Source organism: Streptomyces sp. bgisy027, assembly GCF_057710365.1.
In genome coordinates this window covers 67,972-94,912 of sequence record NZ_JBYIVZ010000019.1, presented here as the reverse complement: position 1 = coordinate 94,912, position 26,941 = coordinate 67,972, and the positions used below count along the sequence as shown (strand labels likewise).

Annotated in this window: 26 protein-coding genes and 2 pseudogenes; 11 read left to right on the top strand and 17 right to left on the bottom strand. The window is 71.5% G+C overall.

Features of this window, described 5'->3' with window-relative positions:
- Nucleotides 1–103 precede the first annotated feature (103 nt).
- The 5 genes and pseudogenes from AC3ETA_RS21015 (at nt 104) to AC3ETA_RS20995 (ending at nt 3,727) form a co-directional block, all read left to right on the top strand.
- The gene (locus tag AC3ETA_RS21015; protein WP_432194449.1) at nt 104–760 is read left to right on the top strand and encodes a TetR/AcrR family transcriptional regulator; all 657 of its coding nucleotides are present in this window, start codon (nt 104–106) and stop codon (nt 758–760) included.
- A gap of 163 nt (nt 761–923) precedes the next feature.
- On the top strand, nt 924–1,604 hold the full coding sequence (locus AC3ETA_RS21010; RefSeq protein ID WP_432194448.1) for a DUF4232 domain-containing protein: 681 nt from the start codon (nt 924–926) through the stop codon (nt 1,602–1,604).
- 200 nt (nt 1,605–1,804) lie between these two features.
- Nucleotides 1,805–2,572: a polysaccharide deacetylase family protein gene (locus tag AC3ETA_RS21005; protein WP_432194447.1), complete on the top strand. Its 768-nt coding sequence runs from the start codon at nt 1,805–1,807 to the stop codon at nt 2,570–2,572.
- A 177-nt stretch (nt 2,573–2,749) separates the two neighbouring features.
- On the top strand, nt 2,750–3,322 hold the full coding sequence (locus AC3ETA_RS21000; RefSeq protein ID WP_432194446.1) for a dihydrofolate reductase family protein: 573 nt from the start codon (nt 2,750–2,752) through the stop codon (nt 3,320–3,322).
- A gap of 28 nt (nt 3,323–3,350) precedes the next feature.
- A pseudogene (locus AC3ETA_RS20995) lies at nt 3,351–3,727 on the top strand (hypothetical protein).
- Nucleotides 3,728–3,805: 78 nt separating this feature from the next.
- Here the strand turns inward: AC3ETA_RS20995 and AC3ETA_RS20990 are convergent.
- A complete protein-coding gene (locus tag AC3ETA_RS20990) occupies nt 3,806–5,170 on the bottom strand; it encodes a pyridoxal phosphate-dependent decarboxylase family protein (RefSeq protein WP_432194445.1) in 1,365 nt (454 codons plus the stop codon).
- A 128-nt stretch (nt 5,171–5,298) separates the two neighbouring features.
- On the opposite strand from AC3ETA_RS20990, the gene AC3ETA_RS20985 reads away from it, so the two are divergent.
- The gene (locus AC3ETA_RS20985) at nt 5,299–5,802 is read left to right on the top strand and encodes a MarR family winged helix-turn-helix transcriptional regulator (RefSeq protein WP_432194444.1); all 504 of its coding nucleotides are present in this window, start codon (nt 5,299–5,301) and stop codon (nt 5,800–5,802) included.
- 34 nt (nt 5,803–5,836) lie between these two features.
- On the opposite strand, the gene AC3ETA_RS20980 is transcribed toward AC3ETA_RS20985, so the two are convergent.
- A complete protein-coding gene (locus AC3ETA_RS20980) occupies nt 5,837–6,910 on the bottom strand; it encodes a saccharopine dehydrogenase family protein (RefSeq protein WP_432194443.1) in 1,074 nt (357 codons plus the stop codon).
- Nucleotides 6,911–7,024: 114 nt separating this feature from the next.
- On the opposite strand from AC3ETA_RS20980, the gene AC3ETA_RS20975 reads away from it, so the two are divergent.
- Entirely contained in the window at nt 7,025–8,020 is a 996-nt protein-coding gene (locus AC3ETA_RS20975) for a helix-turn-helix domain-containing protein (RefSeq protein WP_432194442.1), read from the top strand.
- On the opposite strand, the gene AC3ETA_RS20970 is transcribed toward AC3ETA_RS20975, so the two are convergent.
- Nucleotides 8,007–8,837: an alpha/beta fold hydrolase gene (locus tag AC3ETA_RS20970; protein WP_432194441.1), complete on the bottom strand. Its 831-nt coding sequence runs from the start codon at nt 8,835–8,837 to the stop codon at nt 8,007–8,009. The two genes, AC3ETA_RS20975 and AC3ETA_RS20970, sit on opposite strands and share 14 nt — an antisense overlap.
- Before the next feature lie 258 nt (nt 8,838–9,095).
- Between AC3ETA_RS20970 and AC3ETA_RS20965 the strand changes: the two are divergent.
- Nucleotides 9,096–9,482, top strand: a pseudogene (locus tag AC3ETA_RS20965) (DNA alkylation repair protein); the annotation flags it as partial.
- Here the strand turns inward: AC3ETA_RS20965 and AC3ETA_RS20960 are convergent.
- Genes AC3ETA_RS20960 through AC3ETA_RS20945 form a run of 4 tightly spaced genes read right to left on the bottom strand, consistent with a single transcriptional unit; the run spans nt 9,473 to nt 12,289 of the window.
- Nucleotides 9,473–9,829 carry an MmcQ/YjbR family DNA-binding protein gene (locus tag AC3ETA_RS20960; protein WP_093597849.1) on the bottom strand — a complete coding sequence of 119 codons (357 nt, stop codon included), beginning with the start codon at nt 9,827–9,829 and terminating at the stop codon, nt 9,473–9,475. The pseudogene AC3ETA_RS20965 and the gene AC3ETA_RS20960 overlap by 10 nt on opposite strands.
- Nucleotides 9,826–10,260, bottom strand: coding sequence for a VOC family protein (locus AC3ETA_RS20955; RefSeq protein ID WP_432194440.1), 435 nt, complete (start codon nt 10,258–10,260; stop codon nt 9,826–9,828). The genes AC3ETA_RS20960 and AC3ETA_RS20955 overlap by 4 nt, the downstream gene beginning before the upstream one ends.
- Nucleotides 10,257–10,949: a hypothetical protein gene (locus AC3ETA_RS20950; protein WP_432194439.1), complete on the bottom strand. Its 693-nt coding sequence runs from the start codon at nt 10,947–10,949 to the stop codon at nt 10,257–10,259. Before AC3ETA_RS20950 ends, AC3ETA_RS20955 begins: the two co-directional genes overlap by 4 nt.
- Nucleotides 10,946–12,289, bottom strand: coding sequence for an APC family permease (locus tag AC3ETA_RS20945; RefSeq protein WP_432194438.1), 1,344 nt, complete (start codon nt 12,287–12,289; stop codon nt 10,946–10,948). Before AC3ETA_RS20945 ends, AC3ETA_RS20950 begins: the two co-directional genes overlap by 4 nt.
- Nucleotides 12,290–12,361: 72 nt before the next feature.
- On the opposite strand from AC3ETA_RS20945, the gene AC3ETA_RS20940 reads away from it, so the two are divergent.
- The 3 genes from AC3ETA_RS20940 to AC3ETA_RS20930 all read left to right on the top strand — a co-directional run bounded on the left by AC3ETA_RS20940 (nt 12,362) and on the right by AC3ETA_RS20930 (nt 15,056).
- Nucleotides 12,362–13,369: a GlxA family transcriptional regulator gene (locus tag AC3ETA_RS20940; RefSeq protein ID WP_432194437.1), complete on the top strand. Its 1,008-nt coding sequence runs from the start codon at nt 12,362–12,364 to the stop codon at nt 13,367–13,369.
- A gap of 80 nt (nt 13,370–13,449) precedes the next feature.
- Entirely contained in the window at nt 13,450–14,679 is a 1,230-nt protein-coding gene (locus AC3ETA_RS20935; RefSeq protein WP_432194436.1) for a metal-dependent hydrolase family protein, read from the top strand.
- A 17-nt stretch (nt 14,680–14,696) separates the two neighbouring features.
- Nucleotides 14,697–15,056: a hypothetical protein gene (locus tag AC3ETA_RS20930; RefSeq protein ID WP_432194435.1), complete on the top strand. Its 360-nt coding sequence runs from the start codon at nt 14,697–14,699 to the stop codon at nt 15,054–15,056.
- Nucleotides 15,057–15,257: 201 nt separating this feature from the next.
- On the opposite strand, the gene AC3ETA_RS20925 is transcribed toward AC3ETA_RS20930, so the two are convergent.
- The 10 genes from AC3ETA_RS20925 to AC3ETA_RS20880 all read right to left on the bottom strand — a co-directional run bounded on the left by AC3ETA_RS20925 (nt 15,258) and on the right by AC3ETA_RS20880 (nt 26,930).
- Nucleotides 15,258–16,532: an MFS transporter gene (locus AC3ETA_RS20925; protein WP_432194434.1), complete on the bottom strand. Its 1,275-nt coding sequence runs from the start codon at nt 16,530–16,532 to the stop codon at nt 15,258–15,260.
- Nucleotides 16,533–16,538: 6 nt separating this feature from the next.
- The gene (locus AC3ETA_RS20920; protein ID WP_432194433.1) at nt 16,539–17,828 is read right to left on the bottom strand and encodes an ATP-grasp domain-containing protein; all 1,290 of its coding nucleotides are present in this window, start codon (nt 17,826–17,828) and stop codon (nt 16,539–16,541) included.
- 118 nt (nt 17,829–17,946) lie between these two features.
- Nucleotides 17,947–19,275, bottom strand: coding sequence for a cation:proton antiporter (locus tag AC3ETA_RS20915; protein ID WP_432194432.1), 1,329 nt, complete (start codon nt 19,273–19,275; stop codon nt 17,947–17,949).
- Nucleotide 19,276: 1 nt separating this feature from the next.
- Nucleotides 19,277–21,067 (bottom strand): ABC transporter substrate-binding protein, encoded by a 1,791-nt coding sequence (locus AC3ETA_RS20910; RefSeq protein WP_432194431.1) that lies wholly within the window; start codon nt 21,065–21,067, stop codon nt 19,277–19,279.
- Nucleotides 21,067–21,396 (bottom strand): avidin-fold protein, encoded by a 330-nt coding sequence (locus AC3ETA_RS20905; RefSeq protein ID WP_432194430.1) that lies wholly within the window; start codon nt 21,394–21,396, stop codon nt 21,067–21,069. Before AC3ETA_RS20905 ends, AC3ETA_RS20910 begins: the two co-directional genes overlap by 1 nt.
- Nucleotides 21,393–22,274, bottom strand: a complete 882-nt coding sequence (gene ddaH / locus AC3ETA_RS20900) for a dimethylargininase (RefSeq protein ID WP_432194429.1) — start codon at nt 22,272–22,274, stop codon at nt 21,393–21,395. Before ddaH ends, AC3ETA_RS20905 begins: the two co-directional genes overlap by 4 nt.
- Before the next feature lie 51 nt (nt 22,275–22,325).
- On the bottom strand, nt 22,326–23,606 hold the full coding sequence (locus tag AC3ETA_RS20895) for an ATP-grasp domain-containing protein (RefSeq protein WP_432194428.1): 1,281 nt from the start codon (nt 23,604–23,606) through the stop codon (nt 22,326–22,328).
- Nucleotides 23,603–25,219: a class I tRNA ligase family protein gene (locus AC3ETA_RS20890; protein WP_432194427.1), complete on the bottom strand. Its 1,617-nt coding sequence runs from the start codon at nt 25,217–25,219 to the stop codon at nt 23,603–23,605. The genes AC3ETA_RS20895 and AC3ETA_RS20890 overlap by 4 nt, the downstream gene beginning before the upstream one ends.
- The gene (locus tag AC3ETA_RS20885) at nt 25,216–25,584 is read right to left on the bottom strand and encodes a cupin domain-containing protein (RefSeq protein ID WP_393507483.1); all 369 of its coding nucleotides are present in this window, start codon (nt 25,582–25,584) and stop codon (nt 25,216–25,218) included. Before AC3ETA_RS20885 ends, AC3ETA_RS20890 begins: the two co-directional genes overlap by 4 nt.
- A gap of 50 nt (nt 25,585–25,634) precedes the next feature.
- Nucleotides 25,635–26,930, bottom strand: a complete 1,296-nt coding sequence (locus tag AC3ETA_RS20880) for a SidA/IucD/PvdA family monooxygenase (protein ID WP_432194426.1) — start codon at nt 26,928–26,930, stop codon at nt 25,635–25,637.
- Between the last annotated feature and the right edge of the window lie 11 nt (nt 26,931–26,941).

Below are 26,941 nucleotides of genomic sequence, written 5' to 3'. Positions count from 1 at the left end.
GACGACCTCCACAGGGCCATTGAGTTACTCGGCTTCGCGTTCGTTAGAAGTTATAACTCGATGGGTTCGAGAGTGTCAATAACTTCAGTGATAACCTCTAACTATGGTGAACTCGGAAGCGAAGACCCCGCGTGAGCGCTACCGCGCCCAGGTGCGTACGGAGATCAAGGAACGGGCGTGGGAGCAGATCGCCACGGCCGGCGCCTCCGCGCTCTCCCTGAACGCGATCGCCAAGCAGATGGGCATGAGCGGACCCGCGCTGTACCGGTACTTCGGAGGCCGCGACGAGCTGATCACCGAGCTCGTGAGAGACGCGTACCGAAGCCTCGCCGACACCTTCCGCGCCGCCGCGGAGGCCGGTGCCGGCCTGTCCGGGCTGGCGCACGCCCTGCGGGCGTGGGCCCTGAAGGACCCCCAGCGCTACTTCCTCATCTACGGCACGCCCGTCCCGGGCTACCACGCGCCCGACGACACCACAGCGATCTCGTCGGAGATCATGGCGACCCTCCTGGACGCCTGCGCCGCGCTGCCGGCGGACGGCCCGGCGACTGAGTTCGAGGCGCACCTCGCGGGACACCGGGACTGGGCGGGCGACCATCCCGCTCCGCCCGCGGCCCTCCACCGCGCCCTGACCTTCTGGACCCGGCTGCACGGCGTCCTGTCCCTGGAGCTCGCGGGCCAGTTCTCCGGCATGGGGCTCGACCCGGCGCAGCTCTTCGCCGCCGAGCTGGGCGACCTGACCGGTACGCCGGTGAAGTGACCCGGGCTCCCGCCCTCGTGATCATGTCACCGCTCTGTGACAGCGATGTCCTGGAACGAAGGCACCGGGATCCTCCCGGCTCACGGCCCCCTCCTGCTGATCGAGCAGCACCGAGCCGCCGAAACCGCTTCGGCCTCGGCCAACCGATCACCAAGGGGATTTCATGTTCGGCAACCGTCGCAAGGCCCTCCTCGTCTCCGCGGCCCTCGTGGGCGGCGCGATGCTGATGACGGCATGCCAGGACTCGGACGCGACCAAGGACACGGGTGCTTCCAAGGGGCCTTCCTCCTCCCCGAGCCAGGCGGGTGGCTCGGGCTCCTCGTCCGGCTCGTCGAGCGCGGGCGGCGGCAAGGACACCGGGAAGGGCAGCGGCGGCTCGGGCAAGGGGACCGATGACGGGGCCGGGTCCGGCGCCGACACCGGCAACGGCGGGCGCGAGCAGGTCGAGCAGAGCTGCGGCGCCAACGACATCTCCTGGAGCACCCGGTCCGAGACCCAGGCCGGCGGATACATCCTCGTCATCGCCAAGGCCAAGCCGGGCATCACCTGCTACCTGCCCGCCGGACTCCCGACCGTGGCCTTCGGCTCCGACGGCACCCAGGCGGGTCCCGCGGAGCAGTCCGTGGGCGAGCAGATCAAGCTCAGCGGCAGCACCGCCGCCTACGCCGGCGTCAACCCCAAGTCCACCGGCACGGACGGCGGCAAGGAGCTCGACAGCATCATCGTCGCCGTCGGCGAGAACGACCCCGACCCCGTCTCCCTGCCCGTCGGCACCATCACCGTCGACAAGCCCGTCGTCACCAACTGGCACACCGCCCCCACCGACGCCGTCCCCTTCGGCTGACCCGAACACGGCTGGTTCCGAACACGGCTGGTTCCGAACACGGTGGGTTCCGGGCTCCGGCCGGCGGGTTGTCCGCGAACCTCCCCGGAATTGTCCTTGATCGGTAACGGGCGGAGCCCGGGGCCGATTTCCCTCGTCCTGCCAGGTGGTCGCAGTGCGGCCGGGGGGTCGGCGAGGAACTACGCGAAGGTGGGGCGGACATGGCGCGGCACGGTGGTGGGCGGGGCTGGTACGGCAAGCTGATCGGCGCGGCGCTCGGGGTGACCGTGCTCGCCACCGGTGCCTCGGTGTGGACCGCGCAGGCCGGTGCCGTGGGCGACTCCTCGCCGAAGGCGTCCGTGCCGGCCGCGCCCGCGGTCAGGCCGGTCGACGTGAGCATCGTGCACGCCTCGGACAAGGGGGCACGCGGCGTCAACATCACCATCGACGACGGCCCCGACCCGAACTGGACCCCCCAAGTGCTGGACGTGCTGCGGGAGTACGGGGTGAAGGCGACGTTCTGCATGGTGGGGACGCAGGCGCAGGCCCACCCCGACCTCGTCAAGAAGGTGGTCGCGCAGGGGCACCGGCTGTGCGACCACTCGGTGTCGCACGACACCACGATGGACAAGAACTCCCAGGCCTACCAGTCGCAGCAGATCCTCGACGCCGAGCGCATGATCACCAAGGCGTCCGGGGGCGTACGGCCGATGTACTACCGGGCTCCGGGCGGTGCCTTCACGCCCTACAGCCGCAAGCTCGCCGCCGAGCGGGGCATGCGTCCGCTGGGCTGGAACGTGGACACCAAGGACTTCGAGCAGCCGGGCGCGGACGCGATCGTCGCCACCGTCCGGCAAGAGCTGCCGAACGGGCCGACGCTCCTCTTCCACGACGCGGGCGGCGACCGTTCCCAGACCGTCGAGGCCCTGCGCCGGGTCCTGCCCTGGCTGAAGGAGCAGGGCTACTCCTTCGGCTTCCCGGTGCGCTGAGACCCGGCCCCGGCCGATCCGGTCGCTCGGGGCGAGCCGCTCCGCTCCTCGGGTGCGGTGGGCACAACGATGAGTTTCGGCGGCGGACCGGGTCCATGGGTGTGACGGTCATCGAGACCCACCCCGAAGGACCGCCGGTCCGCAACCGCATCGAGCCACCGCACCGAGGAGAACGCCATGACGGCCACGTACACCTTCGACGTCCTCTCCAGCCTCGACGGCTACGGCGCGGCAAGCGCCGACTGGTCGGGCTACTGGGGCAAGCAGGGCCCCGAGCTGCTCGAACATCGCCTCGCGCGGTACGACACGGAGCAGCGGATGGTCTTCGGCGCCCACACCTACCGGGCCTTCGTGCGGATCCTGGCGTCGAACACCGAGGCGTCCGTGCGTGACCCCTGGGTCACCCGGATGCGGAACATGCCGGCGACGGTGGTGTCGAAGACGCTCGAAGGCCCCCTCGACTGGCCGGACGCGACGCTCGTGAGCGGTGACGCCGTCGACGTCGTCGCCCGGCTCAAGGAGGAGTCCGAGGTGCCGTTGCGCTCGCACGGCAGCCTGTCGATGAACCGGGCGCTGATGGCCGCCGGCCTGGTCGACTTCGTGCAGGTGACGCTCTTCCCCGTCATCACCGGTCGGACCGGCATCGACCCGATCTTCCGGGGTGCGGCCGACTTCGACCTGGAGCTGGTCGAGCACCACACGCTCGACGGCCGCACCCAGGAGCTCACCTACCGGCCGACCCTCCACTGACCTGCACACGGACACCACGGAGGAAGTCATGACGAACACGCCGAGCGATCCGAGCACCGCGCCGCGCGGGCGGCCGCCCGTCGTCGACCTGGCCACCTGGCAGGCCGCCCGTGACGAGCTGCTGGTCCGCGAGAAGGCCCACACCCGCCAGGGCGACGCACTGGCCGCGGCAACGAGCGGGTCAACCCGGCCCTCGGTCTGCTCGACATGACGCCTCACGGCCGCGGCGAGGCGTGGGAGGACAACCCCGACGGGTGGCCCGAGGGGCGTGACGCGTGCTGGAGCTGGCGCTCGGACGCGGACGGGAACCCCACCTGGGGTCCGACCAGCCGCCCCGTACCGCAGTGGACGCGCCCCGGCGCGGGCCCGGTGGAGAGCCTCGGCCGGCAGGGCCACCACCACTGAAACGCGCTCCAGCAGTCGCCGGTTTCACCGCGTGGCGCTGCCCGTTCCCGCCACGGACGGGTGGCGCCACGCGCTCGTTCAGGCGGAACCCGCCAGCTGTTCGAGGCGGTGGTGCAGATGCTCCACGTGGTCCTCGGACTCCGGCTTCATGAGGACGCTGCGCAGGATCCGGGCGCCGTCCGCGTCCGCGACGACTTCGGGGTGGCGGGCCGTGAAGGACTCGCGGTCGGCCCTGAGGGTGCTGAGGAAGACCGGGTCGGGGCCGGTCATGCCGTCGGCCAGGATGCGGGCCGAGGCCGCGTCGATGCCGGTGAGGGTCGCGGGGGCGACCGCGGGGAAGTAGGTGACGATGTCCAACTCGGGCCGCCGGTAGAGCTCCAGGGCGTCGGACGCCTCGATCAGGTCGGCCCAGCGCAGCGCCGCCCGCCGGCCCGCCGCGAGGACCCGGCCCAGGCCGTCGGGGGTGGGCGGCAGGAGCTGGAAGGTGAGCCACAGGGCGGCCGCGGAGGCGCCGGCGCGGGAGCACTCCAGGCTGATCTCGCCGAGGTGGAGTTCGGTGGAGGTGAAGTAGGTGTAGGGCGAGTCGTGGAGGTAGAAGCGGCCCACCTCCGGGTCGCGGAACAGCACCGCGCCGCAGCCGTAGGGCTGGAGGCCGTGCTTGTGGGGGTCCACGACGATCGAGTCCGCCCGGGCGATCGCCCGCCAGGGCTCCGGGGGCAGACCCTCGGGGCCGTCGGCGCCGGCGAGGAGGGTGAAGAAGCCGCCGTACGCGGCGTCCACATGGACACGGACGCCATGGCGCTCGGCCAGGGGCAGCACCTCGTGCACGGGGTCCACCGCGCCCGCTCCGGTGGTGCCGGTGGTGAGGACCACGGTGCCGACCTCGCCCGTGCGCAGTACGTCCTGAAGCGCGTCGAGATCCATCCGGCCCCGGTCGTCGGTGCGGACCGGGTGGCTCGGCAGGCCCAGGACGTGGCACATGCGGCCGTGGGTGTAGTGGGCGTCCGCGCTGTGCGCGATACCCCGGCCGGGGTGCAGTTCGCGGGCGACGAAGAGGGCTTCGAGGTTGGCGATCGTGCCGCTGGTGGTGAGGTGGCCGAGGTGTGTGCCGTAGCCGAACATCGCGGCCAGCCGGGCGACCGCCTCGCGTTCCATGGCCGCGGTGGCCGGGCCGCCGTCCAGGGCGTGGTTGTTGGGGTTGATCAGCATCGCGGTCAGATGGCCGACCACGGCCGCCGGGTGCGGCGGTTTCAGCATCTGACCCGCGTAGTGCGGGTGGAAGAAGGGGTAGTTGTCCGCCAGCCGGGCCGTGAACTCCTCGAAGACCGCCCCGAAGCTGTCGTCGTCCACGTGGAGGGACGGGTGGGGCCGGTAGGGGCCGAAGGTGTCGGCCCAGTCCTGTATCGCGTGGGTGGCTCGGCCGAGCCAGTGCTGCAGATCCACTGAACTCCCTCTCGCTCGCGGAGGGCCCACCGTACAATTTCAGTGACTGGTCAGCAATTGATTGCTCAGCAATTGCGGGAGGAGTGGTTGAGAGCGCAGTAAGTGACCGGGCAGTAAACTCGACCGTCATGGACGCCACGCCCCAGCCCGGCGACGAAGCCGCCGTCAGTGCCGCCGCCCGCGCCGCCGGCAGCGAGCTCGTGCGGGACTTCGGTCTGCTGATCAAGTCCGCCACCCGTCTGGAACAGCGGATCGACAGCGCGCTGCGGCGCGAGTGCGGGATCAGCCACACCATGCTGGAGGTGCTGATGCGGCTCTGCCGCCGGCCCGGCGAGGAGGTCTCCCAGCGGCAGCTCGCCGACGACCTCACGCTCACCAGCAGCGGTACGACCCGCCTCATCGACCGCATGGAGGACGCCGGCCTGGTCCGCCGCGTGCCGTCCCCCGGGGACCGGCGGGTGACCCTGGTGGAGGCGACCGCCGAGGGGCGTGCCGTGTTCCTGCGCGCGGCGGCCGTGCACGCCCACGTGGTGGAGGAGCACTTCGTCAGGCCGCTGCCGGCCGACGACTACACGCGGCTGATCGGCGCACTGGGCGAGATCGACAAGGGCCTTCGCGACGGGACCGGTTGAGGGACCGGGCGGTTCCCGGCCCTGGCTCCAGGCCTCAGAACCGGGGCAGTTCGACGCAGATGTGCGGGGCCAGGGCACGCAGGAAGTCCGGTGCGTCGAAGATCTCGCCCGCGGAGGCCACGCCGGTGGCGCGGGTACGGCCGGTGAGGATGCGGTCGGCCGCCTCCACCGCGAGGGGTGCCGTGACGGCGTAGATGTCCCGGCCGCTCGCCGTGGCGCGCCGCTCGGCGGAGCCGGAGCGGACGACGGCGTCGACCAGGAAGGTCTGGTCGGACCGGCCCGCCTCGTCGGCGGCGGCCGGCGCCGGAGTGTCCGGGGCCGCGAGGTCCCTGGCCGCCTCGGTCGCCATGTGGGTGCGCACCTCGGGAACGGCGAGATGGCTGGGGATCGTGACCACGTCGGCCATCGTGAACTCCCCGACGACCTCCCGGGTCCCCATCGGGTCCGGGAAGGGCCACTTCAGCACCGACGACTCGCCGTCGTGGTACTCCAACCTGCCGTCCGTGTAACGGACTCGGCGGCCGGCCCGGCGGTCCCGGGAGACCGTGCCCGCGGCGCGGGTCCCCTCGGTGGGGTGCCAGCCGCTCAGGCCGTACGCGATCGTCGCCTCGTCGGCCGTCGTCCAGTCGCCCATCGCGGCGGTGGCCAGGAGGTCGCCGAGACCGCCGTAGAAGGCCATCGCGGGGACGATCACCGCTGCGGCCTCGCGGGCCCGGTCCGTGAAGTGCGCGAAGGTGTCGGCGTTGGCCTCGATCTCGGCCGCCACGTCGACGTACGGGATGCCCGCGCGCAGGGCCGCCTCGATCACGGGGGCCGCCGTCAGGGCGAAGGGGCCGGCACAGTTGATCACGGCGTCCGCTCCCGCGAGGGCACGGTCGAGCGCGGACGGGTCCTCGACGGAGGCCGGGCGGATCTCCGCGCCCGGCACGGTGGCCGCCAGTGCGCGCAGCTTGTCGGCGTCGCGGCCGGAGAGGAGCGGGACGTATCCGCGCTCCATGAGCTCCGCCACGACGAAGCGTCCGGTGTGGCCGTACGCGCCGTACACCGCGACGGTCCGTCCCGTCGCCGATGCCGATGCCGATCCGGATGCCGCCGATGCCGATGTCATGGGTTCTCCCCGTGCTCGAAATGATCCGCCGAGTTCGTCCTGTGCAGACATCCTGGCGGGGGCGGGCCGCTCCTCGTGAGTGTCCGGAACGACGAGACCCGTACACTTTCGGACATGGGTAACGCGATGGCACTGGCCGTCACCGAGGGCATGCTGCACTTCGAACTGTCCCTGGCCTACGAGGTGTTCGGCTCCGCTCCGGACGGGGTGGGCGTCCCCTGGTACGACGTCGAGGTCTGCGGGACGGGCGCCGTGCGGGTCGGACGGTTCCGGCTGGAGGCCGACCACGGGCTGGACCGGCTCCGGCACGCCGACACCGTGATCGTCCCCGGCTGGGTGGACGTCGATGTGGAGCCGCCCGCCGATCTCGTGGACGCGGTGCGCGCGGCCCATGAGGCGGGAGCGCGGGTGGCCTCGCTGTGCACCGGGGCGTTCGTGCTGGCCGCCGCCGGGCTGCTGGACGGCAGGCGGGCCACCACGCACTGGGCGCACACCGACGTGCTCGCCGAGCGCTTTCCGCGGGTGGCGGTCGACCCGGACTTGCTCTACGTGGACAACGGCAGCGTGCTCACCTCGGCGGGCAAGGCAGCCGCCATGGATCTCTGCCTGCACCTGGTCCGGCTCGACCACGGCTCGTCCGTCGCCAACGCCGTCGCGCGGCGCCTGGTCGTGCCGCCGCACCGGGCGGGCGGCCAGGCCCAGTTCGTGGCCGCCCCGGTGCCCAGCCGGGACGACCATCCGCTGGCCGCGCTGCTGCCCTGGGCGATCGAGCGGCTCGACCGGCCGCTCACCGTGGAGGACCTGGCGCGCCGGGCCGGGATGAGCTCACGCCATCTGGGCCGGCACTTCAGGGCGGTGACCGGCACGACCCCGCTGCAATGGCTGCTGACCCAACGCATCCGGCGCGCCCAGGAGTTGCTGGAGAACACCGACGACGGGGTCGACGCCGTCGCGACGGCCACCGGCATGGGCACCGCCACGACGCTGCGCCGGCACTTCAACCGGACCGTGGGCGTGCCTCCGGACGCCTACCGCCGGACGTTCCGCTCACGGCCCGGCACGACGGAGCCGGACGACACGTCCGAACCCGCCGGGTTCAGGAACGGATGAACGCGAGGATGTCCGGGTTGAGGACTTCCGGGTGGGTGGACAGCATCCCGTGCGGATAGCCCTCGTACGTCTTCAGCGTGCCGTTCTTGAGGAGCTCGACCGTCAGGGGCGCCGAGTCCTCGTACGGCACGACCTGGTCGTCGGTGCCGTGCGCGACGAGCACGGGCACCTCGATCTGCCTGAGGTCCTCGGTGAAGTCGGTCTCGGAGAACGCCTTGATGCATTCGTAGTGGGCGTTGGCCGCGCCCGTCATGCCCTGCCGCCACCAGTTGTCGATCAGCCCCTGCGACACCTGCGCGCCGGGGCGGTTGAAGCCGTAGAAGGGCCCGGTGGGGATGTCGATGAAGGACTGTGACCGGTTGGCGGCGAGAGCGTCGCGGAAGCCGTCGAAGACCTCGATCGGCAGGCCGCCCGGGTTGGCCTCCGTCTTCAGCATCAGCGGCGGTACGGCCCCCACCAGGACCGCCTTGGAGACGCGGCCGGGCTTGGCGCGGGCGACGTAGCGGGTGACCTCGCCGCCGCCGGTGGAGTGGCCGATGTGGACGGCGCCGCGCAGATCGAGGGCGTCGGTGAGGGCGGTCACGTCCGCGGCGTAGGTGTCCATGTCGTGGCCGCCGGCGGTCTGCGTGGAGCGGCCGTGGCCGCGGCGGTCGTGGGCGATGACCCGGTAGCCCTGCGCCGAGAAGAACAACATCTGGTTGTCCCAGTCGTCGGCGCTCAGTGGCCATCCGTGGTGGAAGACGATCGGCTCGCCGTCGCGGGGACCCCAGTCCTTGTAGAAGATCGTGGTGCCGTCGTCGGTGGTGACTGTACCCATCGCTGATCCTCCGCTCGTCCGGGCGCACCCCGGCCACGGAAAAGTGTGCGGGGGAACCACCCGGGACCTACGAGAGTTCACGCCCGGCGGGCGCGGTCCGGATGTACCCGGCCCACATTACGCTCGGGCCGTGGAGGGCACATCCGCAGCACAGGCGAGCGACAGGAGGCCGACGTGGCCGACACGACGGTGACCGAGGCGACCGTGGCCGAGGTGATGGAGGAGCTCGCCGGGCTGGAGGATCCCAAGGTGCGGGCCGTGAACCACGTCGTGAAGAAGAACCCGCACGCCGAGGTGCTGCGCCTGGCCTGGTCCGCCGACCCGGACCCGGTGGTCGCCGCTGCCGGCTGGGCGCTGACGACCGAGCGCGTGGCGAAGAGGCCCGCGGGCCTCGATCTCGTGGGACTGCTCGACGTGATCGAGGCGCGGATGAAGGACGCCCCGGACCGGCTCCAGTGGGCGATGAACCACTGCCTGGCGCAGATCGGGATCGAGCACCCCGAGCACCGGGCCCGGGCCCTGGCCGTCGGTGAGCGCCTGGAGGTGCTCAAGGACTGCCCGACCTCCCCGGGCTGCACGTCCCCGTACGCTCCCGACCGGATCAACGAGATGGTGCGCCGGCAGGACGCCGCCCGTCAGGGCTGAGCGGGCAGCGACTCCAGGTAGGCGTCGCCCACCGACCGGGGCACCGCCATCAGCCACGCGTCCAGGACCAGCGGGACCAGTTCCCGCGGGGTGAGGACCGGCATCCGCAGGTGGACCCAGTTGTAGCGCATGTCCGAGGTGCGCGGCAGCTGGAACTTCTCGGGCTCCGCGGCGATCAGCGACTCGCGTTCCTCCTTGGGGAAGGCGAAGCCCATGGTCGTCTCGTCCGGGGAGACCGAGGCGTACACGATGCGGCCGACCTTGAACTTCACGTACTCCCGGATCAGGTGTTCCTCGGTACGGGGCAGGTGCAGCGCAGCCGCCCGGACGTCGTCGAGGGTGATCACACGTCCCTCCCCAGGTCCGGTGCGTAGTGGACCAGCTCGATCAGCAGGTTGGCCGGCGCCGGGGCGTACAGGAACGCCACGGTCATGCCCTCGCGCGCGCCCTTGCAGGGCTCCGCGTCGATCGCCGTGAAGCCCTGGCCGCGCAGCCGGGCCGTCTCGCTCTCCAGGTCGTCCACCTCGAAGGCGAGGTGGTACAGCCCCGGGCCCTGGCGCTCCAGGCGGCCCTCGATGGCGGAGCGCTCCTGGGTCGGGGAGACGATCTCCACGGCCGGGTTGCCGAGGCCGCCCCCGAACTGCCAGAACTCGCAGGCCACTCCGTAGTCGTCGGCATGCCCTTCGTCGTATTTGCGCATGCCCAGCGTGGTCATGAAGGCGGCCACGCCCTCGGGGTCCGCGGTGGCCAGCCCGATGTGGTCTATGCGAAGGATCACCGTGTGTCCGATCGGGTCAATGTGAGGTACGCGTAGTCGTCCAGCATCTTGGAAAGCGGTCTGCCGGGACACCCGTACAAGTTGGCGAGCGCCTCCTCGTCCAGGCCGCTGTCGGCGAGAACGTGCCGGGCCCAGTCCCGGTTCAGGCGCTGGTGGGCGAGGTAGGCCGCCGCGTCCCTGGTGCCGTGCAGCTTGCGGGCGATGGCCTCGTCCCAGGGGACCAGGGAGTAGGGGCGCAGCCCGTGGAGCAGTTTCGAGGCGGCGGTCGCGCCCAGGGTCCGGGGGCGGTCAGGGGTTCCGGCGGCGAGTGCGCACAGGTCGGCGTAGCACTCGCCGAGGGGTGCGATGTCGTCGTCGGTGAGTTCGCCGAGCCGGGTGCCCGGTCCCGGGAGGAGCTCGTACCAGCGGGCGGTCCACTCGTGCAGGGCGGGGGCGAAGAGGTCCGGCTCCCCGGGGCGGGGGTAACGGATCCTGCATCCCCAGGAGTTCAGCCACTTCAGGGCGGCGGCGGGGTCGTCGTGCGCGAGCGGTGCGTACGAGGCCGGTGCGGGCGGGGCCGAGGTGCCGGCGTCCAGTCCGAGGAACGTGGCCACCGCGGCCCCGAGACTCCGCGCGGTCGGTGCGGACCGTACGTCGTCCGCGGTCACCGACACCATGTCCGTGACCGCGGACGGAGACTGAGGCGTCACGAGGCGGATTCCCGGGCGTCGGAGGCGGTCTCCAGCGGCGGCGTCCCGGGCACGGCGGCCTGCGCCTGCTCGCCGGCCCGGCGGCGCCGGTTCACCCGCAGGTAGAGCAGGGCGGCGCCGGCGACGGCCAGCGGCCACAGCAGATAGAGGCCGGCCATGATCAGCAGGGCGGCGACGGCGACGCACGCGCCCAGCGCGGAGGCCCGGCCCTTGGTGCCCTTCGGGAGCAGCTTCACGGCGGCGGCGACACCGATCGCGTAGACGGCGACGAACGAGCCGGTGGTGAGCAGGACGAGCGGTTCGGTGCCGAGGCCGGAGGCCACCACGGCGAACAGGGCCAGGAAGGACAGGCCGGACACCACCGCGAGGCTGCGCCGCGGCACCTCGCCGGCGACGCTGCCCCGGGACATCCACGCGGGCAGCGCGCCGTCCCGGGCGAGGGCGGCACCGAGGTTGGCGGCACCGGCGTAGTAGGCGTTCATGGCGCCCGTGGTGAGCAGCAGCGCCGCGCCCGCGGCGAGGTAGCGGGCGTCGCCGCCCAGGCCCGCGGCCATCAGGTCGCCGAGCGGCGCGTCGGACTCCGAGGCCTTGGCGCCGAGGACGACGATGACCGAGAAGGCCACCAGCAGGTACAACCCGCCCACGATCACGACGGCCGAGTAGGTGGCCCGGGGCAGGTCCCGCGCCGGGCGCTTGAACTCGCCCGCCAGGTGCGTGATCGCCTCCCAGCCCGCGAAGCTCCACACCAGCAGCGCGGCCGCCGGCAGGATCGCGGACCAGCCGTGCGGGGCGAACGGTTCGAGGTTGGCCGTGTCCGCCTTCGGCAGCGACAGCGCGACCGCGATCAGCAGCAGCGTCACGAGCAGGCCGGCCAGCATGAACTGGAACCGCCCGGTCACCCGCAGGCCCAGCGCGTTGGCGGCGGTGACGACCACCATCAGGCCGACGGCGGTCACGGTCGTGGTGGTGGTGCCGCCGCCCACCGCGGAGGAGACATAGGCGCCGCCGAAGAGCGCCGCCGCGGCCGCGCCGGGCGGCACGGCGAGGTAGAAGCACCAGCCGACCACGGCGGAGGCACGCTCGCCGAACGCCTTCATGGCGTAGGTGGAGACGCCGCCGGCGTCCGGGTAGCGGGCTCCCAGAGCGGCGAAGGCAGCGGCCAGGGGGGCCGACAGGACGACCAGGGCCAGCCAGGCGAGCAGTGAGGCGGGGCCGGCCGCCTCGGCGGCGAGCGCGGGCAGGGCGATGACACCGGTGCCGAGCACGGCGCCCACATACATCGCGGTGCCCTGGACCGCGCTGAGGGTTCCCCCGGAGGGTTCTGTCTTGGCTTCGCTCATGCCGGCCAGCATCGCCCGCGGGCTCTCGCCGGCACCATCGGCAGTTTTGACATCGTGCGCTAAATTACCGACATGCGTCCCCACGTGATCGCGCTCGCCATTACGGATGCCACCCCGACGTTCGAACTGGCCGTTCCCTGCGAGGTGTTCGGGACCGACCGCTCCGATCTCATCGACCCCTGGTACGAGTTGCGGATGTGCGGGGACTCCTCCACTCCGCTGCGCACGGCGACCGGCCTGGCCGTGCACACCCCCTACGGCTTCGACGACCTGCTCGACGCCGACACCATCCTCGTCACGGCGTGTGCCCGGCCCGTCCAGCTCGACCCGCCCGCCCGGCTCGTCGAGGTGCTGCGCGAGGCGCACGGCAGGGGCAAGCGGATCGTCTCGATCTGCACCGGCGCCTACGTCCTGGCCGCGGCGGGGCTGCTGACGGGCCGTACGGCGACCACGCACTGGATGAACGCCGGGGACTTCGCCCACCGCTTCCCCGAGGTCGACTTCGTCCCCTCCGCGCTCTACACCGACGAGGGCGACATCCTCACCTCGGCCGGCACCGGCTCGGCCATCGACCTGTGTCTGCACCTGGTGCGTCAGGACCACGGCGCCGCCGTCGCCAACGAGGTGGCCCGCCGGATGGTCGTACCGCCGCACCGCGAGGGCGGCCAGTCGCAGTACACCAAGCCGGTGGTGCGGGCGGAGACGAGCGACGATCTCGCGCCGGTCCTGCAGTGGGCGCAGGAGCGGCTGCACGAGCCGCTGACCGTGCCGCAGCTCGCGCGCGCCGCCCACCTGGGCGAGCGCACCTTCGCCCGGCGGTTCCGGGACCGGCTCGGCATCACTCCGCTGCAGTGGCTGCTGCAGCAGCGGGTCCGCCTCGCGCAGGAGCTGCTGGAGACCACGGACGAGCCGGTGGAACAGATCGCGCGCAGCACCGGGTTCGGTACGGCCGCCAATCTCCGGTATCACTTCGGCCGGGTCACCACCGTGTCCCCGCAGACATATCGCCATGTGTTCCGGCACCGGGCCGCACAACAGGCCGGCCATTCCCAGGCCGCGCAGACCGTATTGACACCGTGAAAACGGCCCGGCCCCAAGCGACAACTTGCCCAGCCCGAACACCTGTTGTCGTCGGAACACCACTTTGATTTGCTCCCTGCATGTTGCAGCGAATCGAAGCGGAACAGTTAATTCCCGGCCGTGGCCAGCCGATTCAGAACGGCTGCGTCATATTCGACGAGGAGGCCATCCGTTACGCCGGCCCTCTCGCCGAGGCCCCCGACACACCGGAAGCGGAGACCGTCCGCGCCCGTACCGTGATGCCCGGACTGTGGGACTGCCACGGCCACTTCATGGGGCTGCGGTCGGCCGACCTCTCCCTGCTGCCCCAGGAACCGATCGCCCTGCGGGCGGCCCGGATCACCACCGATCTGCGCAACGCGCTGAACGCCGGAGTCACCTCCGTGCGCGAGACCGGCGGACTCGGCATCCACCTGGTCCGCGCCATCGAGGAGGGCACGGTGCAGGGCCCGTCGATCTATCCGGCCGGCACCACCCTGTCCACCACCGGCGGCCACGCCGACCTGCACAGCTATCCGACGTCGTGGGTGGAGGACTTCGGGCACCTCGGCGGTGAACTGAGGCTGGCCGACGGGCCCGCGGAGTGCGCCCGCGCCGCGCGCGAACAGCTGCGCCGCAACGCCAAGCTCATCAAGGTCTGCGCCTCCGGCGGTGTGCTGTCCGAGGTCGACCACCCCATCCACCAGCAGTTCACGAACGCGGAGCTGCGCGCGATCGTCGAGGTCGCCGGGATGGCCGACCGGATCGTCGCCGCGCACTGCCACGGCAAGCCCGGCATCATGGCCTCGCTGGAGGCCGGGGTGAAAACCATCGAGCACGGCACCTACATCGACGAAGAGGCCGCCGTGGCCATGCGCGAGTGCGGCGCCATCCTCGTCACCACCCGCACGATCTTCCAGGAACTCCTCGACAACGGTCACCTGCTGCCGGCGTACGCGCTGAAGAAGCTCCAGGCCACGGCGGGGCGGCACGCGGAGGCCGTCGCCATCGCCCGCGAGCAGGGCGTGACGATCGCCGCCGGCACCGACGTCGCGCTCACCGGCACCGAGATGCCCGACTCCTGGGGCCGCAACGGCCGGGAGCTGCCCCTGCTGGTGAAGACCGGCATGACGCCGCTGGACGCCATCGAGTCCGGCACCGCGATCGGCCCCGCCACCCTCGGACCGCAGGCCCCGCTCTCCGGTCAGCTGCGCGAGGGCTACGACTCCGACGTCCTGGTCCTCGACGAGGACCCGCTCGTGGACATCGAGGTCATCGCACAGCCCGAGCACATCACCGGGGTCTGGAAGGCCGGAGTCCGGGTCAAGTGAGAAGCGAAGGAGACGACATGAGCAGCGCCGGCGCACCATGGCTGCTGGAGATCCGGCTGTTCACCGTGAAGCCGGGCCTTCGGCCGGAGTTCCACAGGATCAGCGAGGAGGGCACGGTGCCGCTCATGCGCGAGTGCGGAATCACCGTGCTCGCCAACGGGCCCTCCCTGAACGACGAGGACGGCTACCACCTGCTGCGCGCCTTCCGCTCCGAGGAAGAGCGCGTGCGGCTGTCGCAGTCCGTCTACGCCACCGACGTCTGGCTGCGGAAGTACGAGGACGTGATACCGCCGATGATGGCCGGCTACCAGACCTCCGTGGTCCCCGTACCGGGCCCGGCGCTGCAGGAGTTCGCCCGCAGCCTCGCCCTCGGCTGACCGGCGCCGACGGCAGCACGACGGCCGCCGCCCCTCGCGGGGACGGCGGCCGTTTGGTGTGTGTGGGGAATCCGGCTGAGCAGGCCGGGCGAGTCCGCTGCGGTTCGGCAGCGCCCCAAAAGGGCGCGGGGAACTGCGCGACCGGCCACGACGGAGCCGCAGTCGACCGACGGCCCCTCGCGCAGCCTTCCGGCGGAGCGCTCAGGCGTCGGCCGGCTGCGCGGCCGGCTCGTCCGTCGGCTCGCTCCGCTCCGGGGCCGGAGTACGGATCGCGGCGACACCCAGCCCCGCCGCGGCCAGCCCGATCACACCGAGCAGCGGCCACACGTCGTGGCCGAGCCGCACGAACAGCAGGCCGCCCAGGACCGGGCCGATGGCCGTACCGAGCGCGTGCATGAACTGGAACGCGCCGATGTAGCGGCTGCGCAGATGCGCCGGGCCCGCCGTCGCCGGGTGGGCGAACACCGCGGGACCGCCGATGATCTCACCGAGCGTCCACACCAGGGTGGCGCCGATGATCACGGCCGCGCCCATCGGCATGCCGTACAGGGCCACACCCAGACCGACCAGTCCGAAGGACAGGCCCACGACGATCCTGGTGCGCCACTGCCCGGTCACCTTGGTGAGCGGCAGTTCGAAGGCGATCACCATGAAGCCGTTGAGGGAGACCGCGGCCGTGTACCAGAACAGGTCGAGGTCATGGGCCTCGACGTCCAGCGGCAGCGTCGACAGGTACTGCACGTAGATGATCGCGTTGAACAGGGTGGCCGTCAGATAGAGCACGTACCGGCGGTCGCGGAGCATCGCCCGGTAGCCGCCCGCCGTGCCGCTCTCCTCCTCGGCCGGGGCCGCCTCGGCGGTGCCCCGCGCGGCCCGGCGGGGCAGGACGGCGGCCGCGACGACGGCGTACGCCAGCGCGATCACCGCCTCGCCCCAGAACAGCAGTGTGTAGCTCTCGCCGTCGAGGTGGTACAGCCCGAGGCCGACCATGGGCGCCGCCATCGCGCCCACGTTCAGGCACCAGCGGTACATGCCGAAGACGACGACCTGGCTGCTGCCCGAGGTGAGTTCGGAGAGCAGCGCGGCGGCGGCCGGCCGGTAGAGCTGGGCCATGAGGCTGGCCAGGACGACCGCCACGACGAGCGTCGGATAGTTCGGCAGGTAGAGCAGCGCCGCGGTGAGCACCGCGGTGCCGGCCATGCCCAGGATCGTCGCGTTGCGCGCCCCGAGCCGGTCCGCGAGGGTGCCGCCGAGCAGCACACCCGCGACCCCGCCCGCTCCGTAGGCGCCCAGCGCGTAGGACGCCTCGCTCTCGGAGTAACCGCGGTAGGTCAGGTACAGCACGATGAAGACGTTGAGGAATCCGCCGAGCTTGCTCAGCAGCACGCCCGCGAGGATGGTCTTCACCGCCGCCGACGAATCCCGGAACGTGGCCCAGATCGCCACGTTGTCGTCCTTCTTCTCCTCAGTTGCCATGCACGTTCACTCTTCTCTCGCATGGGTGGCGTCCTGACCGCTGCGCACGTGCAGTGCCGCCTCGGCGGCGTCCAGTGCCGCGCCGCACTCCTCGACGGCGCCGCCGGTGGCGATGGCGAAGGCGATCCGCCCCCAGACCGTGCCCTTGGGCGGCGGGGACACGACGGCACCGGCCCTGGCCACGGGCACCAGTTGTTCGAGCGCGGCGGGCAGCCCCGCCTCGTGGAACGAGACGGACTCGATGCGGGTGTCGTCGTGCTCGACGTAGAAGAAGCGGATGCCCGCGACCCTCCGGTGGGCCGGGGTCGTTTCGGGGGTGATGCCGCAGGCGACACGCGCCGCGGCGAGGCCCGGGTCGATGCCCGTGGCCAGCATGCCCAGGTAGGGGATCATGTCCCCGCCGAGCCTGCCGTTGACCTCGATCAGCCGCGGTCCGGCGGCGGTCAGCATGAACTCGCTGTGCGTCCAGCCGTCGCGGAAGCCGAGCGCGGTGTGGGTGTCCTGGAGGGCGTCCAGCAGCTGCGGGTCGGTGAGCAGCGGGTCGTCCGCGTCGACGAAGTGGCCGATCTCCTCCGCGTACGGCGGATAGCCCACCACCTTGCGGCCGATGAACAGCGGTACCGCCTTGCCGTCCTGGACGACCGCGTCGACGCTGATCTCCTCGCCGGTCACCAACTCCTCGACGAGGACCGGCTGATCGGTGCTGTAGAGCAGCGGCTCGGGGTCGGGGCCCTTCATCCCGGCGGTGAAGGGGAACCTCTCCGCGAGCTCGCCGGCGTCCTCGACGCGTACGACGCCGAGGCTGGCGCCGAGGCCGCGTGGCTTGAGGATCGCCGGGTAGCCGACGCGGTCGGCGGCGGCCAGGGCCTCGTCGAGCGTCTTGACCGCGACGGAGCGGGGCTGGGCGACGCCGGCCTCGTCCAGGGCGGCCCGGGTCTGGCCCTTGTCGCGCAACCGCCAGATGACGTCCGGCTCGCCGTTGCGCAGGCCGAGGGCCTCGGCCACGTAGGAGGCGGCGTGGATGCGTCCCTCGTCCCAGCACAGGACACCGGCCACGGGCGTCGCGGCGTGCAGCTCGCGGGCCGCGCGGGCCATCGCCGGGCCGTCCAGGGTGCTGGGCAGGACCGTCCAGCCGCGGATGTACTCCTTCTCCCAGGTGGGTTCGTCCACGTGGAAGAGATGGATGTCGAACTCCTCGCGAATGGAGCGCAGCAGATACTCGCGGTACGTCCGCATGCCCGTCGCCACCACGAGCAGCAGCGGCCGCTCTCCCGTCGCCTTCTGCACTTCTCTCATGTCACCTTTCCTTTCGGGGAGTTGGGGGGCCGAGCACGCACAGGTGGACGGGTCGGCCTCACGTTAGTGCCGGTTCACCGGCGGAAATCCGGCGCGTCGGAAATTCAGTGCCTGTGCGTCAGGAATTCGACTCCGGCGCCGGGCCGCCGGCCATGACGCGCTCGCGGACCCGTTCCTCGCGGGTGACGGGCATGCGCCGTACGGACATGCGCAGCAGGGGCGCGGCCATCACGGACGTCACGATCGCGACGAGCACGATGATCGTGTACATCCCGGTGGTCAGGATCCCGAGCCGCAGCCCGACCATCGCGATGATCACCTCGATCACCCCGCGGGAGTTCATCCCGGCGCCGAGCGCGAGCGCCTCCCAGTGGCCGAGCCGGGCGGCCCTGGCCCCCGCGTACGCCCCGGCGAACTTGCCGACGACGGCGACGGTCAGCACCAGCAGGGCGCACAGCGCGACCTCGGGGCGGGCCAGGGCGGTCAGGTCGATCCGCAGCCCCGCGGTCGCGAAGAACAGCGGGGCGAGGACGGTGACGGCCATGATCCGCAGCGGGGTGAGCCGCTCGCGGTCCGGTTCCCCGGCCGAGCCGATCAGGACACCGACGATGAAGGCACCGATGATCGCCTCCATGTGGAGTGCGTGACTGGCCACGGCTCCCAGGACGATCAGCACGGTGCACACGGCGGGCACCGAGCCGCCGTTGCCGGCCCGGCCGGCCCACCGCAGCAGGCGGCGGACCAGCGGGCGGCCCACGAACCAGGCGCAGGCGAGCATCGCGATCAGGTTCACCACGGACCAGGCGACGTCCGGGCCGTGCACGCCGGTGGTGGCCATCGCCGAGACGACGGACAGCAGCAGCCAGCCCGCGATGTCGTCCACCACGGACGCGCCGACGATGAGCTGCCCGATGTCGCGGTGCAGCAGCCCCATGTCGAGCAGGGTCTTGGCGATGACCGGCAGCGCGCTGACGCAGAGCGCGACACCGGCGAACAGGGCGAAGACGGTGCGGTCCACGCCGTCGACGAGCAGGGCGGCCGGGATCGCCAGCGCGACCGCGACCCCGCCGGCGAAGGGCACCACGAGGCCGCCGGTGCTGACCAGGACGGCGGCCCTGCCCTTCCTGCGGATCAGCCCGAGGTCGATGTTCATGCCGGTGATGCCCACCAGCAGCAGCACCCCGAGCTGGCCCGCCGCGTCCAGCAGGTGCATGGACTGCGGCTGCTGGGGCAGCAGCCAGGCGGCGAAGGCGGGGGCCAGCGGCGTGAGCAGGGACGGCCCCAGCACCACGCCCGCGCAGAGCTCGCCGACGATGGAGGGCATGCCGAGCCGCTGTGCGAGCCGGCCCAGGAGCACGGCCGTGCCGAGCAGGACCCCCACCTGGAGCAGGAACATCAGCAGCGCGTGGGATCCCAGGGGCGCCACGGGAGTCGCGGACAGAGTCACCTCACGCGTCCTCGCGGTAGTACCAGTTCTCGGGGTTGATCATTCCGAACGGGTTCACGGGCCCGAACCCGCCGAGGTTGTTGGCCACCTCGAAGAGCCGGATGGGGAAGTTCGGCGTGAAGATGACCGGCACCTGCTCGGCGATGAAGTCCTGGTAGGTGTAGAGCGCCTCCAGGTCGTCGGAGGTGACGGACGCCTCGATGAGCTGGTCGGCCCGCGGGTCGCTGTAGTGGCCGAAGTTGCCGCCGGCACCGGTCTGGAACAGGATCTCGCCGCTCGGGTAGTGATAGGCCCAGCCGCCGTTCCAGCAGGTCATCTCCCACAGGCAGTCCGGTCCGGCGGCGCAGGGCGCGTCCTCGGCGACGAGCACCGAGCCGTACACCTCCTCCATCCGCAGCTCGATCCCGGCGGCCGCGGCGTCCTTGCGGTACTTCTCCATCAGCCGGGTCAGCGCCGGGCGCCCCTCGACGTAGCGCAGGGAGAAGCTCAGCTTGGTGCCCGCGGGGATGCCCTCGCCGGCCTGGCCGGGTCCGGTGCCGGGGTTCACGCACACGGCCGGAGTGGTGCTGGTGTCCCAGCCGTTGGCCGCGAGCAGCTCACGGGCCCGGTCGACGTCGAAGGGCAGCGGCCAGGCCCCCTCGCGCTGGCGCGGGGAGACGAGGTCGGTCGCCGGGACCATCGGCACGGGGCCGTTCTGCCGGTAGGCGTAGCCCTGGTAGATGTCGCGTACGGCGGAGTCCTGGTCGAGCGTGCTCTGCAGCGCCTGCCGGAAGTAGGTCTGCCGGAAGACCTTCGCGGCCACCGTGGGGTTGTTGTAGTTGAGGCAGAAGTAGCGGATGCAGAAGGCGACCTGCGGCACCAGCGTGTAGGTGTCCGCGAGCGGGTTGGGTCCGCCCACGGTGGGGTCGGTGGCCGGTTCCGAGGCGAAGCTCAGCGGCAGGTAGCCGACCTGGATGCCGCCCTCGGCGTGCGGGCCGGCCTTGAGCATCGCGTACTCTTCGTCGTCCGAGAACGTCGGGACCTGCCGGAACTCGTCCAGGTAGGGCTTGTTGGGGCCGGAGTAGTGCTCGTTGGGCACGAAGGTGACCATGCCCTGAAGCGTGTAGCTCTTCAGCCGCCAGGGTCCGCTGACCACGCTCCACACGGGGCTGTCGGCCCACCGGGTGCGGTGTGCGTTGCCCTCGTCGATGATGTCGCCCTGCTCCGCCATCAGGTAGTCGTAGACGGCCGGAACGTCGGCCACGCCGCCCGACGCGTTCGCGGGCCCCTCGGTGGTGCGGTCCCACGCCTTGGGCAGCGGGGTGATGGTGCTGAGCTGGTTCATCAGCACCCACTTCTTCGAGTAGGCCTTGTCGAAGGTGAAGTAGACGGTGTCCTCGGCGAGTTTGCCGTAGGAGGTCAGGTTGTCCGGGAAGTAGCCGGGGACGTACTCGCCGTACCGGTCGCCCTTGACCTTCATCAGGTTGACCCAGAACAGGACGTTGTCCGCGCACAGCGTCTCGCCGTTGGACCACTTCCACGGCTTGACCTTCACGGTGACGGTCAGTCCGTCCTCGCTCCACCGCGGGGGCTCGCCGATGCTCTGGTCGTAGTCCACGTCCGGGGTGCCCTGGCTGCCGAAGTAGTACAGCGGCCGGTACATCAGCATCTGGAACTCGTAGATGTTCCGCGTCCCCATCCGCTCGGCCGGCGTGAAGGGGAAGATCACCGCGGGCGGGAACCCGGGGGCGCACGCCCAGGTCACCGTGCCGCCCTTCCTGGGCGTGGCGGACGGGGTCGTCGACGGCGACATCACTTGACCTCCTTCAGGTACGAGACGCCCTTCGCGGCGTGGGTGCCGAAGCGCTCCCACTCCTCGCGCAGATCGATGCCGCCGTCCTCGCGGAGCTCCGGGGTGCTGCGGCAGTGGCCGGACACGACCTCGCCGTCGTCCAGGACCATGGAGTACGCGAAGTCCAGCGAGCCGTCGGGGGCGCACACCCCGGTCAGCGAGCCGCGCCGGGCCCTGCCGCCGGAGAAGGTGCCCCACAGCAGGTCGCCCTCCTGCCGGTAGAGCGCGGTGCGCCCCTGGGCGTCCGCCTCCGCGGGGCGGAACCTGCGTCCGTCGTAATTGATCGTCATGCGCCGGCCTCCGGCTCCGCGTCGCGGATCTCGAGCGTGCAGCACTTGGAGCTGCCGCCGGACTTGAGCAGCTCGGACAGGTCCACACCGATCGGCACGAAGCCGCGCGCCCACAGCTCGTCGATGAGATGGGTGGCCTGCTCGGGCAGCAGCACGTGCCGGCCGTCCGAGACGGCGTTCAGGCCGAACACCGCCGCGTCGTCCTCGGTCGCCTCGATCGCGTCCGGGTACAGCTCGCGCAGGGTCCGGCGGCTCTCGGGGGTGAAGGCCGCCGGGTAGTACATGATCTCCTCGTGGTCGAGGACGGCCAGCGCGGTGTCGAGGTGGTAGAAGCGCGGGTCGACCAGGTCCAGCGTCACCACCGGCAGGCCGAGATACTGCTCCGCCTCGGCGTGCGAGCGCCGGTCGGTGCGAAAGCCCGTGCCGGCGAGGATGCGGTCGCCGGTGACGAGGTAGTCGCCCTCGCCCTCGTTGATGTGGGAGGAGTCGTGCACGTCGTAGCCGCGCTCACGGAACCAGGCGGCGTATGCCGGGCCCTCGTCCGCGCGCTGTTCGTGGCGGAACCGGGCGGCCAGCACCCGGCCGTCGACGACGGTGGCGCCGTTGGCCGCGAAGACCATGTCGGGCAGGCCGGCGACCGGTTCGATCAGCTCGACCTCGTGGCCGAGGCCCAGGTAGAGGCTGCGCAGCCGCTCCCACTGGGCGACGGCCAGCGCGGCGTCGGTGGGCTTCTCCGGCTCCATCCAGGGGTTGATGGAGTAGACGACGTCGAAGTGGACCGGCGAGCACATCAGATAGCGCCGGGGCCGCACCGTCCGAACCGGGCGGCCGCCCTGGGCCGCGGTGTTCCGGCGTGCGGACGAGGTGTCTTGCTGCACTGTCGATTCTCCTTGCGCGGAAGTGGGCGGGAGGCGTCGGGCGGTGCGGGCTCAGGAGGCGGTGGCGGCGTCCTGGAGCTGCGGCGTCTGCCGCCGGAAGGTCACCTTGATCCGGGAGGCGAAGTCGTTCATCGTGCGGAACGCCTCCTCCTGGGAGGTTCCGGTCGTGCCGAGGAAGCCGAGGATCGTGTTGCCGTCCGGGGGCCGGCGGATGACGTCGCCCGGCCGGGCCGTGATCTTGAGCAGGAAGACCTTGTCCGACTCGGCGACCTCCGCCGGCACGTCGACCTTCTCGACCACACCCGCCTCGCTGATGAGGCACATCGCGGTGATGTGGACGCCGGTCGGCGCGAAGTGCCGTACGTCGGGGCGCACTCCGAGCCCGATGTCGACGACGGCCCTGATCGGATCGTGGTCGGCGGTCTTGCGGGCGATGAGGTCCAGGCCCCCGCCGCCGACCCGGGCGGCGATCTCCAGCAGGTGCGGCTCGCCGTCGTGGAACCTGACCTCGGCGTGCATGACGCTGCGCCGCAGTCCCTGGGCGTGCGCCCCGGCCCGCACCGCGCGGTGCACCTTCTCGATGTCCTCGGGGCCGAGCGAGGTCGGCGCGTGGTGGACGTCGTCGTCGAAGGTGCCGCCCTCGGCGGTGATGCGGTCCACGATCGAGCCGAGGTAGACCTCGTCGTCCCAGACGACGGCCTCCATCAGGAACTCGCGGCCGTCGAGGAAGGACTCGACGAGCAGTCCGTTCGGCCCGAGGTCCACGCCCTCTGCCTCGGAGTTGACCCAGAACAGGTCACGGATGCCCTCGGCGGCCTGGGCGTGCCGCAACGCCATCTCCTCGGGGCTGTCGACCCGGAAGACGAAGTGACTTCCGGCGCCCAGGGTCGGCTTCAGGATGACCGGGTAGCCGAAGTCGGCCGCCGCCCGGAGCGCGTCGTCCAGGCTCTCCACCAGCCGGTACGAGGGGATCGGGGCGCCCGCCCGCTCATAGGCCCGGCGCATCAGGTACTTGTTCCTGCTGCACACGGCGGCCGGCACCCCGATGCCCGGCAGGCCGAGTGCGTCGGCGACCGCGGCGACGGTGATGACGGAGGACTCGGAGAAGGTGATCACCCCGTCGAAACGTTCCTCCGCGTGCCATGCGCGGGCCCGGTCGACGATGTCGCCGATCTTCCGGGAGCCCGCCGTGCGATAGCGGTCGGCCCGCCAGAAGTCGTCCGTGCCCTCGCCGTTGAGGACGTAGAGGTCGACGCCGAGGTCCTCCACCTGCCGGTAGCGGCCGTGGTAGTAGTTCAGGTACTGCACCGTCTCCAGCGTGAGCAGCTTCATGCCGCCACCTCCGTGCGATCGACGCCGGGCCGGGCCGCCTCCGGCAGCCTGGGCAGGGCGAACGGGGTGATCTTCTCGGGCTGTTCGGCGTCCAGCGCCAGGTCCACGCCCGCGGCCGTCGCCTCGGCGGCGGCGTCGATGAGCAGCGGGGCGGCGCAGGCCAGCAGCGCCCGCACCTGGAGCAGCAGGTCCCCGGCGCCGAGCGCGTCGTCCCGCTCGCGCGGCTCCTCGGCCGCCGCCGTCAGCCGGTCGAGGCCCGCGACGACGTTCTCGGCGGTGCGGCCCAGATTGAAGCCGTCCAGCTCGTAGGTGAGACGGAACCGCTCGATGATCGCGGCGGCCCGCTCCCGGCCCGTCGCGGTGGTCGGCAGCGGGCTCGCCGCACCGGCCGGGGCGAGCGCGGACAGCGCCTGAGCCAGCCGGTTCCACGGCCCGGTCAGCCGTCGCCCGGTCACCTCGGTGAGGGCGGCGGTGCTGAAGTTGGTGCGCTGGAACTCCGGTGCGGTCAGGGCCAGATAGAAGCGGACGAGGTCCCTCGGCACCTCCGCCAGCAGGTCCGCCGACCAGATCAGGTGGTTGCGGCTGGTGGAGAACTTCTCGCCCTCCAGGTCGTAGAACTCGTTGCTGATGTTGGCCTCGGGCAGCACATAGCGGTCGCCGTGCGCCATCAGCAGGACGAGGTCGAGCAGACCCCAGTGGTAGACGTTGTCGAAGCCGTGGAAGTACACGAGCTCCGTCCCGCTCCCGGCCCGCCAGAGTTCGTCGACGGCCTCGGTGCGCTCACCGCGCCGGTCCGCGGACCACCAGGTGCTGTACATGACGGCCGGCATGGCCTCCACCCACGGGTAGAGGATCTGCCCCGGCGTCTCGGGGAAGGGCGCCGCGATGCCCCACTCGCCGGGCACCGTCACCGGTATCTCCGGCAGCGGACGGGCCAGCAACTCCCTCATGAGCTGGGCGGCGTGCGGCCGCCAGCGTCCGAGGCGCTCGGCGAAGTACGAGGTCAGCCGCTCGCGGTACTCCTCCATGGGCAGCACCAGGATGGTGACCTCGCGGGTGGTCACCGGCGAGTCGGGCTCCAGCACCGAGCGCGCGCCGAGCAGTTCGTCGGCGTTGTTGGGATGCCCGCAGCCCTCGCAGACGCCTCCGGCGCTGCCGGTCAGGCAGACCGGGCAGCTGCCGGTCATCAGGCCGTCGTACAGATACCGGCCGGACTCCTGCGCGTACGGCAGCCGTACGGTCCGCTCGCGCAGCCGGTCCGTCTCGTGCAGCCGGGTGAAGAACTCGAGGACCGTGGCGCGGTAGCGGTCGTCGATGGGCGGCAGCCCTTCCATCGACAGGCCCATCGCGGAGATGGTCCGTTCGATCTTCGCGGTGGACTCGGCGCACAACTGCTCGGCGGGGACGCCGAGTCGGCGGGCCGTGGTGGTGACGTAGGTCTGGCTGTCGTCGGTGCAGGTCGTGTAGATCACGTCCCGGCCGTCGGCCGCCAGATAGCGGCTGTAGACGTCGCCCGCGAGATACGGGCCCGCCATGTGGCCGATGTGCAGGTCCCCGTTGGGGGTGGGGGTCGCCGCGACGACGACGGCGCGGCGCCGGCTGCGCCCGCTCATGCCGTCTCCTCCCGGTGCCGGACGGAGAACTTCTCCGCCAGCTCGGCGTCCCACCAGACCGCGTACATCTGGAAGTCGGCGTCGGAGTCGTTGACGACCTGGTGGCGGGTGCCGGGGCGGAAGTGGACGACGTCACCGGCGGTGAACGGCACCTTCCTGCCCTCGCTGAGGATCGCCGCCTCACCGGTCATCGCGATCCAGACCTCGTACTCGTGGTGGCTGTGCGGACCGGAGGCCGCGCCCGGGGGCACGACGCACCAGGAGCCCTCGAAGGGCGCGTTCAGGGCCGGCCAGGGGAACAGGCGCTGGGCGCGCAGTCCGTTGTCCGGTGCGAGGTTGTCCCGGTCGAGCTCTCGGATTTCCACGTGTGTCTCCTCTGCCGCTGGGTGCGCTGACGGGTTCGGCGGGGCCCCGCTCACAGGGCCTGGGCGAGCAGGGCCTCGTCGGACGGGGCGCCGCGGCGGGCCAGCAGGTCGGTCACGATGTCCTGGGAGCGACTGGCGAGCACGCTGAGCAGGGAGTCGGCGATGCCGTGGGTGGCCTCGTTGACGCCCTGGAGGTAGCAGTTGGCGGTGTACGACTCGGGCAGCCGCATCCGGTAGTTGCGGTCGACGGCGGCCTCGCCGGCACCGGTCGTGGCGGCCAGCTCGCGCACCATGGCGGGCATGTCCCGTACGAAGCCGGTGCCGAGCAGCACGAGGTCGCAGCGCAGCTCGCCGCGCTCGCCGGACTTGCGGTCGACGGTGTCGAGGACGACCTCGTCGCCGTCCATGCGGGCGCCCGCGACATCGGTCAGGGTGAGCATCCGCAGCCGCTCGGTGCCCTGGAGGCGCTCCTGGTACATCTCGCGGTAGAGCGTCTCCAGCATGCCGGGGGCGAGCCCGGCGTAGTTGGTGACGTGCATCTCGCGCAGCACCTGGCGGCGGGTCTCGGCGCGGGTGGCGTAGAAGTCGTCGATGAAGGACGGGTAGAACAGCTCGTTGGTGAACTTGCTGGTCTGGTAGGCGTTCAGTCCGATCGAGCGCATCAGCATCGTGCACTGCGCCTCGGGGAACCGCTGGTAGGCGGCCCACAGCAGCTCGGCGGCGCTCTGCGCGCCCCCGATCACCACGATCCGGCGCACCTCGTCCGGGTCGAGCGCCTCGATCCGGTGCGAGTACCGGGTGCTGTGGATGACGCGGCGCTCGGGGAGCGCGGTGAGCTCGGCGGGTACGAACGCGTCCCGGCCCGCGCCGATCACCAGGTTGCGGCTGGAGATCACGGTGCCGTCGGCGGTGCGCGCCAGCCAGTGGGAGACCTCGCCGCCCCGGGACGGACCGGGCTCGATCGACACACAGCGCCGCCCGTACTCGACCTGCACCTCGCGCAGCGAGGAGGCCACCCACTGGAGGTAGCCGGAGATCTCCGAGCGGTACGGCGTGAACGTGCCGAGGTTGATGAACTCGTCGAGCCTGCCGATGGAGTGGAGGTAGTTGACGAAGGAGAACTCACTGCGCGGATTGCGCAGCGTCACCAGGTCCTTGAGGAACGAGACCTGGCTCTGGGTCCAGGGCAGCAGCATGCCCCGCTGCCACACGGTGTCGTCGTGCTGCTCGATGATCAGCGTGCCCGCCGCGAGCTCCTTGGGGGCCAGCTCCTCCAGCGCTATGCCGAGCGCGAGGTTGGCCGGGCCGGCGCCGATGGCGAGGACTTCGACTTCCTGGTGCCGCAATTGGTCCCTCC

What these genes read in the sequence shown, in the direction of transcription:
- AC3ETA_RS20935 (WP_432194436.1), top strand. Translation starts at nt 13,450, where the DNA reads ATGTTGCAGCGAATCGAAGCGGAACAGTTAATTCCCGGCCGTGGCCAG.
- AC3ETA_RS20920 (WP_432194433.1), bottom strand. Translation starts at nt 17,828, where the DNA reads ATGAGAGAAGTGCAGAAGGCGACGGGAGAGCGGCCGCTGCTGCTCGTG.
- AC3ETA_RS20895 (WP_432194428.1), bottom strand. Translation starts at nt 23,606, where the DNA reads ATGAAGCTGCTCACGCTGGAGACGGTGCAGTACCTGAACTACTACCAC.
- AC3ETA_RS21005 (WP_432194447.1), top strand. Translation starts at nt 1,805, where the DNA reads ATGGCGCGGCACGGTGGTGGGCGGGGCTGGTACGGCAAGCTGATCGGC.
- AC3ETA_RS21015 (WP_432194449.1), top strand. Translation starts at nt 104, where the DNA reads ATGGTGAACTCGGAAGCGAAGACCCCGCGTGAGCGCTACCGCGCCCAG.
- AC3ETA_RS20945 (WP_432194438.1), bottom strand. Translation starts at nt 12,289, where the DNA reads ATGAGCGAAGCCAAGACAGAACCCTCCGGGGGAACCCTCAGCGCGGTC.
- AC3ETA_RS21010 (WP_432194448.1), top strand. Translation starts at nt 924, where the DNA reads ATGTTCGGCAACCGTCGCAAGGCCCTCCTCGTCTCCGCGGCCCTCGTG.
- AC3ETA_RS20910 (WP_432194431.1), bottom strand. Translation starts at nt 21,067, where the DNA reads ATGTCGCCGTCGACGACCCCGTCCGCCACGCCCAGGAAGGGCGGCACG.
- AC3ETA_RS20925 (WP_432194434.1), bottom strand. Translation starts at nt 16,532, where the DNA reads ATGGCAACTGAGGAGAAGAAGGACGACAACGTGGCGATCTGGGCCACG.
- AC3ETA_RS20970 (WP_432194441.1), bottom strand. Translation starts at nt 8,837, where the DNA reads ATGGGTACAGTCACCACCGACGACGGCACCACGATCTTCTACAAGGAC.
- AC3ETA_RS20975 (WP_432194442.1), top strand. Translation starts at nt 7,025, where the DNA reads ATGGGTAACGCGATGGCACTGGCCGTCACCGAGGGCATGCTGCACTTC.
- AC3ETA_RS20985 (WP_432194444.1), top strand. Translation starts at nt 5,299, where the DNA reads ATGGACGCCACGCCCCAGCCCGGCGACGAAGCCGCCGTCAGTGCCGCC.
- AC3ETA_RS20905 (WP_432194430.1), bottom strand. Translation starts at nt 21,396, where the DNA reads ATGACGATCAATTACGACGGACGCAGGTTCCGCCCCGCGGAGGCGGAC.
- AC3ETA_RS20930 (WP_432194435.1), top strand. Translation starts at nt 14,697, where the DNA reads ATGAGCAGCGCCGGCGCACCATGGCTGCTGGAGATCCGGCTGTTCACC.
- AC3ETA_RS20890 (WP_432194427.1), bottom strand. Translation starts at nt 25,219, where the DNA reads ATGAGCGGGCGCAGCCGGCGCCGCGCCGTCGTCGTCGCGGCGACCCCC.
- AC3ETA_RS20940 (WP_432194437.1), top strand. Translation starts at nt 12,362, where the DNA reads ATGCGTCCCCACGTGATCGCGCTCGCCATTACGGATGCCACCCCGACG.
- AC3ETA_RS21000 (WP_432194446.1), top strand. Translation starts at nt 2,750, where the DNA reads ATGACGGCCACGTACACCTTCGACGTCCTCTCCAGCCTCGACGGCTAC.
- AC3ETA_RS20980 (WP_432194443.1), bottom strand. Translation starts at nt 6,910, where the DNA reads ATGACATCGGCATCGGCGGCATCCGGATCGGCATCGGCATCGGCGACG.